At 28.4% G+C, this 13,897-nt stretch carries 12 protein-coding genes and 1 riboswitch; of the genes, 10 read left to right on the forward strand and 2 right to left on the reverse strand.

From position 1 onward, the window contains the following. Positions 1-353 precede the first annotated feature (353 nt). The 3 genes from treC to AC2A4K_RS03505 all read left to right on the forward strand — a co-directional run bounded on the left by treC (position 354) and on the right by AC2A4K_RS03505 (position 3,498). A complete protein-coding gene (gene treC / locus AC2A4K_RS03495) occupies positions 354-2,021 on the forward strand; it encodes an alpha,alpha-phosphotrehalase (RefSeq protein WP_322504358.1) in 1,668 nt (555 codons plus the stop codon). 280 nt (positions 2,022-2,301) lie between these two features. Then, complete coding sequence (gene treR, locus AC2A4K_RS03500) at positions 2,302-3,009, forward strand: trehalose operon repressor (protein ID WP_322504357.1); 708 nt, start codon at positions 2,302-2,304, stop codon at positions 3,007-3,009. 360 nt (positions 3,010-3,369) lie between these two features. Then, positions 3,370-3,498: a hypothetical protein gene (locus AC2A4K_RS03505; protein WP_322504356.1), complete on the forward strand. Its 129-nt coding sequence runs from the start codon at positions 3,370-3,372 to the stop codon at positions 3,496-3,498. Between the two features lie 352 nt (positions 3,499-3,850). On the opposite strand, the gene AC2A4K_RS03510 is transcribed toward AC2A4K_RS03505, so the two are convergent. Continuing rightward, the gene (locus AC2A4K_RS03510; RefSeq protein WP_322504355.1) at positions 3,851-6,037 is read right to left on the reverse strand and encodes a stage V sporulation protein D; all 2,187 of its coding nucleotides are present in this window, start codon (positions 6,035-6,037) and stop codon (positions 3,851-3,853) included. Between the two features lie 239 nt (positions 6,038-6,276). On the opposite strand from AC2A4K_RS03510, the gene AC2A4K_RS03515 reads away from it, so the two are divergent. The 5 genes from AC2A4K_RS03515 (at position 6,277) to ribH (ending at position 11,284) form a co-directional block, all read left to right on the forward strand. After that, positions 6,277-6,945, forward strand: a complete 669-nt coding sequence (locus AC2A4K_RS03515; protein WP_322504354.1) for a peptidoglycan recognition protein family protein — start codon at positions 6,277-6,279, stop codon at positions 6,943-6,945. A gap of 89 nt (positions 6,946-7,034) precedes the next feature. Continuing rightward, positions 7,035-7,152, forward strand: a riboswitch (FMN riboswitch). Between the two features lie 440 nt (positions 7,153-7,592). Continuing rightward, positions 7,593-8,702 carry a bifunctional diaminohydroxyphosphoribosylaminopyrimidine deaminase/5-amino-6-(5-phosphoribosylamino)uracil reductase RibD gene (ribD, locus tag AC2A4K_RS03520; protein ID WP_322504353.1) on the forward strand — a complete coding sequence of 370 codons (1,110 nt, stop codon included), beginning with the start codon at positions 7,593-7,595 and terminating at the stop codon, positions 8,700-8,702. Between the two features lie 25 nt (positions 8,703-8,727). Then, on the forward strand, positions 8,728-9,384 hold the full coding sequence (locus tag AC2A4K_RS03525) for a riboflavin synthase (protein ID WP_322504352.1): 657 nt from the start codon (positions 8,728-8,730) through the stop codon (positions 9,382-9,384). Positions 9,385-9,480: 96 nt separating this feature from the next. Then, entirely contained in the window at positions 9,481-10,680 is a 1,200-nt protein-coding gene (locus AC2A4K_RS03530) for a bifunctional 3,4-dihydroxy-2-butanone-4-phosphate synthase/GTP cyclohydrolase II (RefSeq protein WP_322504696.1), read from the forward strand. A gap of 142 nt (positions 10,681-10,822) precedes the next feature. Further along, positions 10,823-11,284, forward strand: a complete 462-nt coding sequence (ribH, locus tag AC2A4K_RS03535; protein WP_322504351.1) for a 6,7-dimethyl-8-ribityllumazine synthase — start codon at positions 10,823-10,825, stop codon at positions 11,282-11,284. 138 nt (positions 11,285-11,422) lie between these two features. Here ribH and AC2A4K_RS03540 read toward each other — a convergent pair whose 3' ends face one another. Continuing rightward, the gene (locus AC2A4K_RS03540; RefSeq protein ID WP_322504350.1) at positions 11,423-11,830 is read right to left on the reverse strand and encodes a secondary thiamine-phosphate synthase enzyme YjbQ; all 408 of its coding nucleotides are present in this window, start codon (positions 11,828-11,830) and stop codon (positions 11,423-11,425) included. Positions 11,831-12,138: 308 nt separating this feature from the next. Here AC2A4K_RS03540 and AC2A4K_RS03545 point away from each other — a divergent pair, with 308 nt between their 5' ends. Both AC2A4K_RS03545 and AC2A4K_RS03550 read left to right on the forward strand, forming a co-directional pair. Then, positions 12,139-12,681, forward strand: a complete 543-nt coding sequence (locus AC2A4K_RS03545; protein WP_322504349.1) for a sigma-70 family RNA polymerase sigma factor — start codon at positions 12,139-12,141, stop codon at positions 12,679-12,681. 12 nt (positions 12,682-12,693) lie between these two features. Continuing rightward, entirely contained in the window at positions 12,694-13,818 is a 1,125-nt protein-coding gene (locus AC2A4K_RS03550; protein ID WP_322504348.1) for a DUF4179 domain-containing protein, read from the forward strand. The last annotated feature ends 79 nt before the right edge of the window (positions 13,819-13,897 follow it).

The following is a 13,897-nucleotide window of genomic DNA, read 5'->3' on the forward strand; positions in this document are numbered from 1 at the left end:
GATAATTATTGAATTTTACATCTAAATCAAGAAATCTAAAAGATAATAATAATTTAAGGCTTAATAAAATTTTTCGGTTGTACATGAATGATGAGATATTTGAATAAGCTTTTAGAATTTCATTTTTTCTGGATTAAAAAATACGTTAAGAAGTTACATTTGTTTGAAGCGTAGCGAGTTATGTAACTTTAGTATTTTTACGAAAGAAATAATAGAAATTCTTAGCGAAATTCAATAATCACAGAATTATGTACAACTGAAAAATTAAATACGCTTAATGAGAGTTGACAGAAAGAATAATTTAGAATATATTTAAGATAACTTATACGTACAAGTTGTGTGAGGTGTGAATTATGAAAGATTTTAAGAAAAGTGTTGTATATCAAATATATCCAAAATCATTTAAGGACTCTAATGGAGATGGTTTTGGAGATTTAAGAGGAGTAATTGAAAAATTAGATTATCTTAAAGAGTTAGGAGTAGATTATATTTGGATGACTCCTGTCTACGTATCTCCTCAAAAGGATAATGGGTATGATATAGCAGACTATTATAAAATAGATCCTAGATATGGGACTATGGAAGATTTTGAAGAATTAGTTAAAGAAGCTAAAAATAAAAATATAGATATTATGCTTGATATGGTATTTAATCATACTTCAACAGATCATGAATGGTTCCAAAGAGCTTTAAAAGGAGAAGAAAAATATAAGAATTATTATATTTTTAAAGAAGGCAAAAAGGGAGAACCACCTACAAATTGGATTTCAAAATTTGGAGGAAATGCTTGGGAGTATGTTGATGAGCTAGGAGAGTACTACTTACATTTATTTGATGTTTCACAAGCAGATTTAAATTGGGATAATCCAGAGTTAAGAGAGGAAATTTATAAGGTAGTAAACTTCTGGATAGATAAAGGAGTCAAAGGATTTAGATTAGATGTTATAAATTTAATTTCTAAACCAGAAAAATTTGAAAATGATTATGAAGGTGATGGAAGAAGATTCTATACTGATGGTCATAGAATACATGAGTATCTAAAAGAGCTTAATGAAAGAACTTTTGGTAAGGATGTAGACATAGTAACCGTTGGAGAAATGTCATCAACAACTATAGAAAATTGTATAAAATATTCTAATCCTAAAGAAAAAGAATTATCGATGGTATTCAATTTTCATCATTTAAAAGTTGATTATAAAGATGGACAAAAGTGGTCCTTAATGGATTTTGATTTTATTGAGCTTAAAAAAATATTTAATCATTGGCAAAGAGGAATGATCAATGGGGGAGGCTGGAATGCTGTTTTCTGGTGTAACCATGATCAACCAAGGGTTAATTCAAGATTTGGAAATGTTGAAGACTATCTTAATGAGTCCTCAAAAATGTTAGCTACTTCAATTCATATGATGAGTGGAACTCCTTATGTATATCAAGGAGAAGAAATTGGAATGACAAATCCAGAATTTAATAATATTGATGATTATAGAGATGTAGAATCAATAAATTATTTCAATATATTAAAAGAAGAAGGAATTGATGAAAAAGAGATAATGGAAATTCTTAAGAGTAAATCAAGAGATAATTCAAGAACTCCTGTTCAATGGAATGGAGAAAAGAATTCAGGGTTTACTACAGGAACTCCTTGGATAAATGTAGCTAATAACTATGATCAAATAAATGTTGAAAAAGCTTTAGAAGATAAGGATTCTGTGTTCTATCATTATAAGAAACTTATAGAACTTAGAAAAAATGAAGATGTAATAGCATATGGAGATTATGTTCAACTTTTAGAAAATCATCCTAAGATATATGCTTATGAAAGAAATTACAATGGTGAAAAGTTACTTGTTATAAATAACTTCTATGGAGAAGAGTGTTCATTAGATTTATCAAAAGAAATTGAAGAATTAGAAAAATATAATAAGTGTATTTTAATATCTAATTACAATTATAGCACTTTAGATTTATCTAGTTTAAATTTAAGACCATACGAATCAGTAGTTTATAAATTAAAAAAATAAAGAAAATAAAGAAAATAAGAAAAGCCTCGCTTAAATGAAAGTTATTTAAGGGAGGTTTTCAATTTGGAGGGGTATTTTAGCAAAAGTCGATTTTAGTTGGTTTTCTAAAATTAGTTAAAAATCGATAATTATCTAAAATAGGGTTTTATGTTAAAATATAAGTAAATTTAAATATAAAAAAGTTTTGTTAAAATAAGGCTAAGTGAAAGTATTAAGTTGATTTTAACTTTAAAGTTTAGAAATAATATAATTTATAATAACAGTTTAGGGAGAGTTAGAGATGTCTAGTAAGTATTTAAATATATATAACGAAATTGTTGGAAAAATAGATAGTGGTATTTTTGAAACAAATAGTAAGTTACCTTCAGAATCACAACTTATGGAGGAGTATGAAGTATCGAGGGATACTGTAAGAAAAGCTTTAAATTTATTAGAGCAAAATGGATATATTGAGAAGGCTAAAGGTAAGGGATCTTTTGTACTTGATATGAATAAGTTTAATTTTCCGGTTTCAGGAATAAAGAGTTTTAAAGAAATAGAGAAAAACTTAGGAAAGAAATGTGAAACAATAGTTGAAGAGTTAACTTTAAAAAATCCAAGTGAGAGTATAATGAAGAAGCTTGAGGTTTCACCTAATGAATATGTTTGGAGCTTAATAAGAACTAGAAATATAGATGGAGAAAAGATAATCTTAGATAAAGATTATTTAAATTCAGAGTTTGTTCCAAGATTAACTGAGGAAATCTGCAAAAATTCTTTATATGATTACATAGAAGGAGAGTTAGGATTAAAGATAGCTTATGCAGAAAAAGAAATAACAGTTCAAAAAGCTACGGAAGAAGATAGAAGGTTATTAGATTTAAGAGGATATGATATGGTGGCTGTGGTTAAAAGTTACACATACTTAGAAGGAAGAAATTTATTTCAATATACAGAATCAAGACATAGACCAGATAAGTTTAAGTTTGTAGATTTTGCAAGAAGATAAAAACAATTAATTTAGTTGTTAATTCCTTTGAAAATTATTTTTATAAAAAAGAAATATAATATCACATTCATAGTTGGTAAATACTTAGACAATAAACTATGAATTGTGATATTTTTTATAGAAAATTTTAAGAAATAATATAGCCATAAATACGTAATTAGCTATCTTATTATATAACTTTAATAATGCTTTTTACAGATAGTTGAAAGATAGAAATTAAATTATAATTTTTTAGATTTAAAAAATTTATACTAAAAATCCCTTGGATAAAAAATAAGTTAGGGGTAATAATAATTTTTAATGATTATTTCTGTTTTAAATAATAGACTAATAATTAAAAATTTAAATGGAGGTGAAGTAGTGGAAAAGTTTTATGGTCCTTTAGGGTTAGAAGGCTATGTATCAAAATACATAGATAAAAATGGATGTACTTTAGAAGAAGCTTGTAATGAGTTAGAAGTAAATGTTGAAGACATATTTAATAAATAGAGCTGAAAATAGATAAAAATAGCTGTATGTTAGTATCTAATACATTAATATTGAAATAAAAAAAGGAGAGTACAAATGTACTCTCTTTAATGTAATAATGTTTAACACCTAAAATAGCAAAGGAAAAAGTTTCGATGTAGTAAAGGCTAATTTAGGAAAGCCACTTAAGTATTAAACAACCTTTAAAAAGTTAATAATGTTTACAGCTTATTTATAAACCTTTTTAAAATTCATGTCAAATAAGTGAAATTAAATAATTTTAATATTGAAGGCTATATTTTGAAATTAAATCTATTTTAGCTAGTAAATATTATCTAAATAAGGAATGTATACATTTTACATTACCAAATCTTTAATATCCTAAAGTTAATGTGATTTTTGAATTTCCAGCCACTACTTCATCAGGAGAAATACTTTGTTTAGTTACAGATGGTCCTTCACCAACAAATTCACCTTTAAGTCCTAACTGATTAAGAAGTTTTTCAGCAGATTCTTTAGAATAGTTAGTGAAATCAGGAACAATAACATCACTATTTAAATTTGAGCTATCACCTGCAATTAAAGTTATCTTCGTATCTGGTGAGATTGGATAGCCTGTAGCAGGATTACTATCAACTATAAATTCACCTTCACCTTCTACAGTATAAGAAATTCCTAAATCTTTTAAAATTTTAGTCGCATCATTTACAGGTAAACCACAAACTTCAGGAATTATAACAGTTTCCTTTTGAGGAAGCTTTTCGTCTAATTTAAATTCTGTTAAATCTATATAGTTAAATATATTTTGGAATAGCATTCCTGCTAGTGGAGCAGCAACTCTACCACCATAATATTCTCCATTTTTAGGATTATCAACAGAGACCATTACGGATATTTGAGGGTTATCATAAGGGGCAAAGCCAACAAAGGAAGCAACATAGCCACCACCATAGCCACCAGTTTCAGGATTAACCTTTTGAGCAGTACCAGTCTTACCAGCCACTCCATAACCTTCTTTATAGGCAGATTTAGCAGAACCATTCTTAGCAGCATTGGCTAAGGCTGCATTTATTTGTTCAGCAGTCTCTTTGCTTATTATATTTTCTGTTTTCTTAGGTACAAAGCTCTCATCTATAACTCTTTCATTATTTTCATTTATATAACTTATTTCCTTAACTACATGAGGTTGAATTAATGTACCCCCATTAGCAACTGCATTAACGGCTGTCATAAATTGAATTGGATTAACTGTGTTAGTTTGTCCAAATGCAATAGTAGCAAGGTCCATATCAGTTATGTTTTCAGTTTTCTTAACAATTCCAGGAGATTCACCAGGTAAATCTACACCTGATTTTTTTCCAAGACCAAAATTTTTGATATATTTATTTAACTTTTCTGCACCTAATTTTTCTCCTAAATTCATAAAACCAACGTTACATGAATTCTGTATTATCTCTGTAAAGGTCTGAGTTCCATGACCTCCTCTTTTCCAACATTTAATAAATCTATCACCTTTTTGAAGGCCGCCTCCACAAGTATAGGTCTCATCTTTACCGGCTAATCCTTCTTCAACAGCGGCAGATGCTGTTATTATCTTAAAGATAGAACCAGGTTCAAAGGAATCTGAAACAGCTCTGTTTCTCCACATTTTTTGAATTCTATCTGATGAAGTGTTACCTGGGAAGTTTTCTGCTCCATCATAAGGTTTATTTGGATTAAAATCAGGTTTATTAGCCATTGCTAAAATTTCACCATTATTTGGGTTCATTATAATTACTGAAGTAGCATCGGCATTATTATGAATAAGGCCTATTTCAGCTATTTGCTCCGCAAAGTATTGGAGTTTTTCATCAATTGTTAAAACTACATCTTTACCATCTACAGGAGCAGTAAATCTAGAAATAGTATAAGGATAGTCAGCTCCATCTTTAACCATTTCAGTTATTTTTAATCCAGGAGTTCCTGCTAAAACACTATCGTATTTTAATTCAACACCATTCAATCCAACACCATCTGAATTGGTAGTTCCTAAGACATGGGAAAGGAAATTATCGTTAGGATAATATCTTTGAGTATCGGGGGAAACCATTACCCCAGGAATTTCAAGCTCTTTAACCTTATCTGCCTTATCTTTTTCTATTCTTCTAGCAACTATTGCAGCACCAGCAGGTGCACCAGAAGGAAGTCTAAATTCTATTTTCTTTAAAACAGCATCTTTATCCATCTCAAGAACCTTAGAGATTTCTAAAGCTAATTCATCATTGGTTTTTCCAGTTTTCTTTGTATAAGATCTGATTGCATTTAAGTTAAAGTCAACTCTGTAAAGATTTGAACTTACAGCAAGCTCATTTAAATCTCTATCAAGTATTTTTCCTCTTCTTGCAGATATTTTAACTTCGTTTGTCCACTGTTCAACAGCAAGTTCAGCATATTCTGGTCCCTTAACTACCATTACATAAGATAATCTAAGGCTTAAGACGAAAAACATAATTATAATAAACGCTAAGATAAACGAGAGTCGTTTCCTGATTACAGCCATATCTCTGTATAATCTTTTCAATATTTCATACCTCCTTCAAAAAAACTATATCTATACATAATATTAGTGGAAGGAAGATTTAATTATTAAATTCTAAAAAAAATTATAAATGGAATAAATTATTAATTATTAGAAATTCAGTAGAGATTGGATTAGTTTTTGTTTATTATTTACATATAAGGTTTTTGCATAAAAACATTTAGTGAAAAGTAGATTAAAAAAGAGTTGATTTTATAATATAGAAAAGGGGATGAGAAGGTTTGGATAATAGTAAAATTAAGAAGGGAAATTCCTTAGAAAGACGAAGAAAATTTTTAAGAAGAAGAATTATATTTTTTCTTGGTATTATATTATTCTTAGGAATCATTATTTTCTTTACTTTTTCGATTATAGGAAGAGAAGAAAGTTATAGAGATTTATATAATAAAAATCTTTCAAAAAGAGAGTTAGATAAAATGAGGGGAGATTTAAATATACAAGATGTTGAGTATAAGTGGGGAAATGGACTTAAGAAAGGAAATTATCCTAAAAGATTGATTATACATCATTCAGCTACAGATTCACCAAAGACTCCAGAGGAAATTCATAAATTCCATTTAGAAAAGGGATGGAGTGGAATCGGATATCATTTTTACATAAGAGAAGATGGAACAATTTATAAAGGACGGGATGAAAATATAATAGGTGCTCATGCTAAAAATGCAAATTATAACACCTTAGGTATATGTGTTGAGGGAAACTTTGAAAAAGAAGGATTAAATGAGGCACAGAGAAATTCTCTTATTAAACTAGGAACTTACTTAAGCTTAAAATATCCTATAAAAGATATAATTCCTCATAGAGATGTTGTGGATACTTTGTGTCCAGGAAGTCTTTTCCCTATGGATAATATAAAAAGTAGTATTATTGAGGAAATAAAAAAGATGTAGTGAATATTTAATTAGAATGGAAATTTATAAACTAAAAAGAGAATTGACAGTAAAATTTTAAAATGGTAATTTATAGACATAATTTAATATAAATTCTTCAGGGCAGGGTGGAATTCCCTACCGGCGGTAAAGCCCGCGAGCTAATATTTAGCATGATTCGGTGAAACTCCGAAGCCGACAGTAAAGTCTGGATGAAAGAAGAATATCTAATAGGTTATCTTTTTATTTGTGTATTTTTATATGCTAATAAAATAGATTATTATAACTTAGAATTTTTTGCTCTGAACTTTTGTTCAGAGCTTTTATTTTTGTTAAATTACTTAAACACTAATATTATTTTTATATAAAATGTTGTATCTCTATTATAAATAATCGGCATTTTATATAAGATTAATTGATGGTTTTCTTTTAAAGAAAATAAAGTAGTTTTAGCTTGAATTTCTGTTTTATATATTTTCTAAATGGATAACGAATAAAGCCCTGAGTATATTCAACTCAGGGCTTTAATTTTTATTAGGTAATTCTTTTTAAGTTGAAATTCAATTTGAAAATTTGAAATTCAATTTGAAAATTTGAAATTTTAAACTTACACATTTTAGATAAAAATGTGCTTCCCATAAGTAAGAATTTTGGAAGGAGAGGGTAACTTGGATGAATTTTTTATGAAAAAGGCTTTGGAATTAGCTAAAAAAGGTGAGGGATATGTAAATCCTAATCCTTTAGTAGGTGCTCTTATTGTTAAAGATGGAGAAATAATTGGACAGGGATATCATGAGTTTTTTGGAGGAAATCATGCTGAAATCAATGCAATAAATAGTGCTATTAAAGATGTTGAGGGTGCAACAATATATGTGACTTTAGAACCGTGTTGTCATTATGGAAAAACACCACCTTGTGTAGAAGCCATAAAGAGAAATAAGTTTAAAAGAGTTGTAGTTGGAACATTAGATCCGAATCCATTGGTTTCTGGAAAGGGCGTTAGGATTTTAAAAGAATCTGGAATAGAAGTTGAAGTTGGAGTATTAGAAGAAGAATGCTTAAGGTTAAATGAGATATTTAATTTTTATATAGAAAAAAATAAACCTTTTGTAGCAATTAAATGGGGGATGACTTTAGATGGAAAAATAGCAACAAAGGATTTTAACTCCAAATGGATAACCAATGAAAAATCTAGAGAGTTTGTTCATGGATTAAGGAAAAAGTATAGTTTAATAATGGTTGGTATAAATACTGTTTTGAAAGATAATCCAGATTTAAGATATAGGCTAAATGAAAGTGAAGCTAAAAACAAAAGAATAAAAAGAAATCACTTTAGAGTAATTCTTGATAGCAAACTTAGAATACCTTTAAGTGCAGAAGTATTAAAAAATCAAGATGAATCAAAAACATTAGTTTTCACAACTAATCAGAAGGATAAGGAAAAGTATTTTTCATTAAAAAATATAGGAATAGAGGTTTTAGAAGTAGATTCGTATAAGGGAAGAATTAATATTGACGAGGTTTTAGATATCTTAAAGAGAAAAAATATTGATTCTATTCTTATTGAAGGAGGAGGAAATTTAAATTTTTCTTTTTTAGAAAAGAGAAAGGTAAATAAGATATATGCTTTTGTAGCACCAAAAGTTTTTGGAGGAAGCAATGCTTTAAGTCCTGTTGAGGGAGAAGGAGTAAGTAAGGTTTGTGAGGCTTTTGAGTTTAAGAAGGTAAGTTTAAAGACCTTTAATAATGACGTTTTAATAGAATGTGATTTTATTTAAGAGGTAGAAAAAGGAGGTGAATTACATGTTTACAGGAATAATAGAGGAAGTTGGTGAGGTTTTTGCTATATATGGAGGAGAAAAATCTTCATTAGTAAAAATAAAATGCTCTAAGGTTTTAGAGGATACGAAAGTTGGAGACAGTATAGCTACTAATGGTGTTTGTTTAACCATAACAAACAAAGGAAATGATTTCTTTACAGCATATATTATGGGAGAAACTTTAAGAAGAAGTAATCTTGGAATATTAAAAAAAGGTTCTAAGGTTAATTTGGAGAGAGCTATGGGACTTAAGGATAGATTTAATGGACATATAGTAACTGGTCACATAGATTCAAAGGGAAAGATAGTTTTATTTAAGAAAGAAGCAGAAGCTATTTGGTTGGAAATCAATATACCTCATGAATTTAGTAAATATATAGTTTACAAAGGATCAATAGCTATTGATGGAATAAGCTTAACTGTTGCAGAGGTTAAAGGAGATAATTTTAAGGTTTCACTTATTCCCCATAGTCAAGAGGAGACAACTTTAATAAAGAAAAATATTGGAGAATTAGTAAATATAGAGTGTGATACTATTGGAAAATATGTTGAAAAGCTTTTAGGATTTAAGGAATATGTGGGAGAAAAGAAAAAATCATCTTTATTAGAGAATTTATTACGTAGTAATGGATTTATGTAAAAAATTTGATGGCCTTTTATAGAGAAGTTTTTGCAAGAAAAATATACTTTTAATATTTTGAAAGGTGGTGTAGGGGAAGTGGATTCCCTTAAGAATATGAGAGATTTTAATTTAATAGAAGAGGCAATAGAAGATATAAAGAATGGAAAGATAGTTATTGTTATTGATGATGAAGGAAGAGAAAATGAAGGAGATTTAGTTATGGCTGGTGAGCTTATAACTGGAGAAAAAATAAACTTCATGGCTACTTATGGAAAAGGGCTAATATGTGCTCCAATAAGTGAGGAGATTGCAGAGAAACTTAGTTTAAATCCAATGGTTTCACATAATACAGATAATCATGAGACTGCATTTACCGTATCCATAGATTATACGGAGACAACTACAGGAATTTCAGCCTTTGAGAGAGCTGATACGATTAGATACTTAGTTAGTGAGAATAGTAAGCCTGATGATTTTAGAAGACCGGGACATGTATTTCCTTTAATAGCTAAAAATGGTGGGGTGTTAAAGAGAGCAGGACATACAGAAGCAGCCATTGATTTAGCTAAGTTAGCAGGTCTAAAAGAAGTTGGAGTTATTTGTGAAATAATGAAAGATGATGGAACAATGGCTAGAACAGAAGAGTTATTAGAATTTGCTAAGGAACATAATATGAAAATAATAACCATAGAGGATTTAATAGCTTATAGGACTGAAAGAGATAATTTTGTTGAAAGAGTTGTTGAAACAAATATGCCAACTAAACAGGGTGATTTTAAGGCTATTGGATTTATAGATAAGCTTACAGGAGAGCATCATGTAGCTTTAGTTAAAGGAGAAATTAAATCAGATAAGCCAGTTTTATTAAGAGTACATTCAGAATGTTTAACTGGAGATGTCTTTGGTTCAAGAAGATGTGATTGTGGAGAACAATTTGAAAGAGCAATGGAAAAAATCAATGAAGAGGGAAATGGAATACTTCTTTATATGAGACAAGAGGGAAGAGGGATTGGACTTATAAATAAGTTAAAAGCGTATAAACTTCAAGACGAAGGATTAGATACAGTTGAGGCAAATTTAGCATTAGGTTTTCCAGAAGATCTTAGAGATTATGGTGTTGGAGCACAAATATTAAAAGAATTAGGAGTAAGAGAAATAAGGCTTATAACTAATAACCCTAAGAAAATAACTGGATTAGAGGGATATGGACTTAAAATTGTTGAGAGAGTTCCAATTGAGATAAAATGTAATGAAAAAAATAAGTTTTATTTAGAAACTAAAAAAGAGAAAATGAATCATTTAATAATGCAGTAATTTTAAAAGTTGGTTATGTTCTAGGGAAGTATTGATTTTTAGCTAACTCTTTAGATCTATCTAAAAATCAACACTAGTTTAAAATAGAGACTAAAAGTTTTACTTTTATTAAAAAATATAATGTTTAAAGGAGATAATTGAAATGAAAGTTTTAGAAGGTAATTTAGTTGGACAAGGTAAAAAATTTGCTATGGTGGCAGGAAGATTTAATGAGTTTATTGTTTCTAAACTTATAGGAGGAGCTGCCGATGCCTTTAAGAGACATGGCGTTAATGAAGAGGATATAGAATTAGCATGGGTACCTGGAGCTTTTGAAATACCTTTAGTGGCTAAGAAGTTAGCCAAGTCTGGAAATTACTCTGCTGTGGTATGTTTAGGAACAGTAATAAGAGGAGCAACAAGCCATTATGATTATGTATGTAGTGAAGTTTCAAAAGGAATAGCTCATGTTAGTTTAGAGACTGAAGTGCCAGTAATATTTGGAGTTGTTACAACTGAGAACATAGAACAAGCTATTGAAAGAGCTGGAACTAAGGCTGGAAATAAAGGTTTTGATGCAGCAGTAGCAGCAATAGAGATAGCAAATCTTTTAGAAAATATTTAAAGATTCAGGCTATGTTTTAAAAATCAACATTTATCTAAAGCAAAGCTAAATTTTATTTAGGATTTAAGTGAAAAAATATGGCTATATTAAAATAAATAATTTTTATTTTGATATAGCCATTTATTTTAAGTTTAAATGTTAACCTTCAAGTATTTTTACATAAAAAGTTCTATTTCTTGGACCATCAAAATCGCAGAAATAAACATCTTGCCATTGGCCTAGAATAAGTCTTCCTCTATGTAGTATTAATTGTTGAGAAGCTCCTACGGTAGAGCTTTTTAGGTGTGAGTGAGAATTGCCTTCAAAGTGTCTATATTTAGAATCATTAGTTGGATAAATCTTTTCAAATCCATAAATCAAATCTTTAACCACGTCAGGATCTGCATTTTCATTTATTGTTATTCCTGCAGTAGTATGTGGACAATAAACAACAACAATTCCATTTTCAATATTACTGTTTTTAATATCCTCTCTTATATAAGATGTAATTTTACTCATACTCTGAGGTGTATGAGTTTCTAGTGTATGCTTAAAAAAATTATTCATAAAAACACCCCTCTAAATCTTAGTATATACAAATTATATAACAAATAGCTATTTAGGTTATGATTTATTTCAAACTAAATATGATTTTTAAACTATAAAATTTAAAAAAGATAGTTAGTATAGAATCAGTAATTTTATAGTTGAAAATAGTGCTGTTAGGTAAATGAGAATTCTCAGAGATTATAATAATTGTTCTTAAAATTAACAAATAAAAAACTTTGTAAAAAATGATAGGTTTTTATATTCCAATTCGTATATAAATAGTGTACTAGTACTTAGGGGAATTAAATTAGGAGGAAATAGGGAATATGGAAGATAGCCTTATTATAAAATACATTAAACTAAAGAAAGAAGAAGGAATAGATATGCTTATAGATAAATATTCTCCACTTATTAAGGGAGTTATTAGAAAGTATTTATTTAATTTAAGGGAATATGAGGAAGAATGTTTGAATGATATACTTCTTTCAGTTTGGAATAATATAGAGAGTTTTGATGAGAGAAAAAATACTTTTAGAAATTGGATAATATCAGTTTCTAAATATAGAGCAATTGATTATAAGAGAAAGCATATTAAAGAAGTAGAAAATTTAGAAATAGATCTAAATATGATTCAGGATTCAATAAGTGTTGAGGCTGATATTTTAAGAGAGGAACTTCAAGAAGATGTATATGCACTTTTAAAAAATCTTAATCACAAAGATAGAGAAGTTTTTATTAAGTATTATATTGAAGAGTTAGAACTTAAAAATATATCTAAAGTTATGAATATTAAAGAATCTACATTATACAACAGGCTTTCAAGAGGAAGAAAAAAACTTAGAAAATTGATTCACTTATATGATTTTTAGGGAGAGTTGGGTATGAAAAAAGATAAATTTAGAATTTTAAATGGTTTAGATAATAGTAAAGATAAAATAGATGAAATAAATCTTAGTGAGGTTGAAAAGAATTCCTTAAAGTTAAAAATGAGAGGAATCATAAATGAAGACAATAAGCTAAAGAATATAAAAAAGAAAAATAGAAATAAAATAATAGCCGCTTCAGTTTCATTTATTATTGTAGGAACTTGTATTTTAAATAGTGAAAATGTAAGAGCTAGTATGACTTCTTTAGGAAAGAAAATCGAAAGTTATTTTGGAAAAGAGAAGGATTCATTAAAGTCATACAAGGAAGAGGTTTTAAAATCAGTAGAAGATAAAGGAATAACTTTTTCTTTAAATGAACTTATTTTAAATGATGAAGAGCTAGTAGTAAGTATGATGGTTGATTATGGAGACTTTGATTTTGAAAGTGTTGGAATAAAAGAAAGTAAAGCAGATAATGTCTCAGTATATCCTTATGCAGGAATTGCAATAACTTCAAATGGACAAGAGATTGATATAACAGGTATGGGTGGAAGTTATGATTATAATGAAGAAAATAAAGTAAGTAATGTAATTATGCACTTTGATATGACTGGTGCTGATTTAGAGAAAGATTATAATATTAAGTTTAATGTAGATGATATGGTATTAAATGAAAGGTTTAAGGATGAGAAATTTGTTAAGGGAAATTGGACTTTAGACGCTGATTTTAATGGAAAGAAATTAAAAGAAAAAGTAGAAGTAATAAATATAGATAAAACCATGAACATTGAGAAGTATGGACATGTTGACTATGTATTAACTGAGATAAGAAAAACACCAGCTTCAACAGTTATAAAATATGATTACAAAGAGCCATCAGAAATTATTGAAGAGGGAGAAAAGCATAGATATATTGAGTTAGAATTTTATGATGAGAATGGAAAAAAATTAGATTTTTTAAGTAAAGGAGGAAGCTGTGAAAAAGGTTTTTCTTATGAATATAAAGGAAATAAAGAGCTTAACAGAATAAAGGTTGTTCCAGTATTATATGAAGAGAGAAATGCCTTTTTAAAGTTTATAGGAATGGGATTTAAGAGCACTAGGTTAACAGAAAAAGAATTTTATATTGATTTAAAATAGTTTTTATTAGGCTATGTTTTTAAGTGAATGTTGATTTTTAGATAGTATGACAGACCTATCTTAATTTTGACAATAGTTT

It is taken from the genome of Clostridium sp. LIBA-8841 (assembly GCF_057782475.1).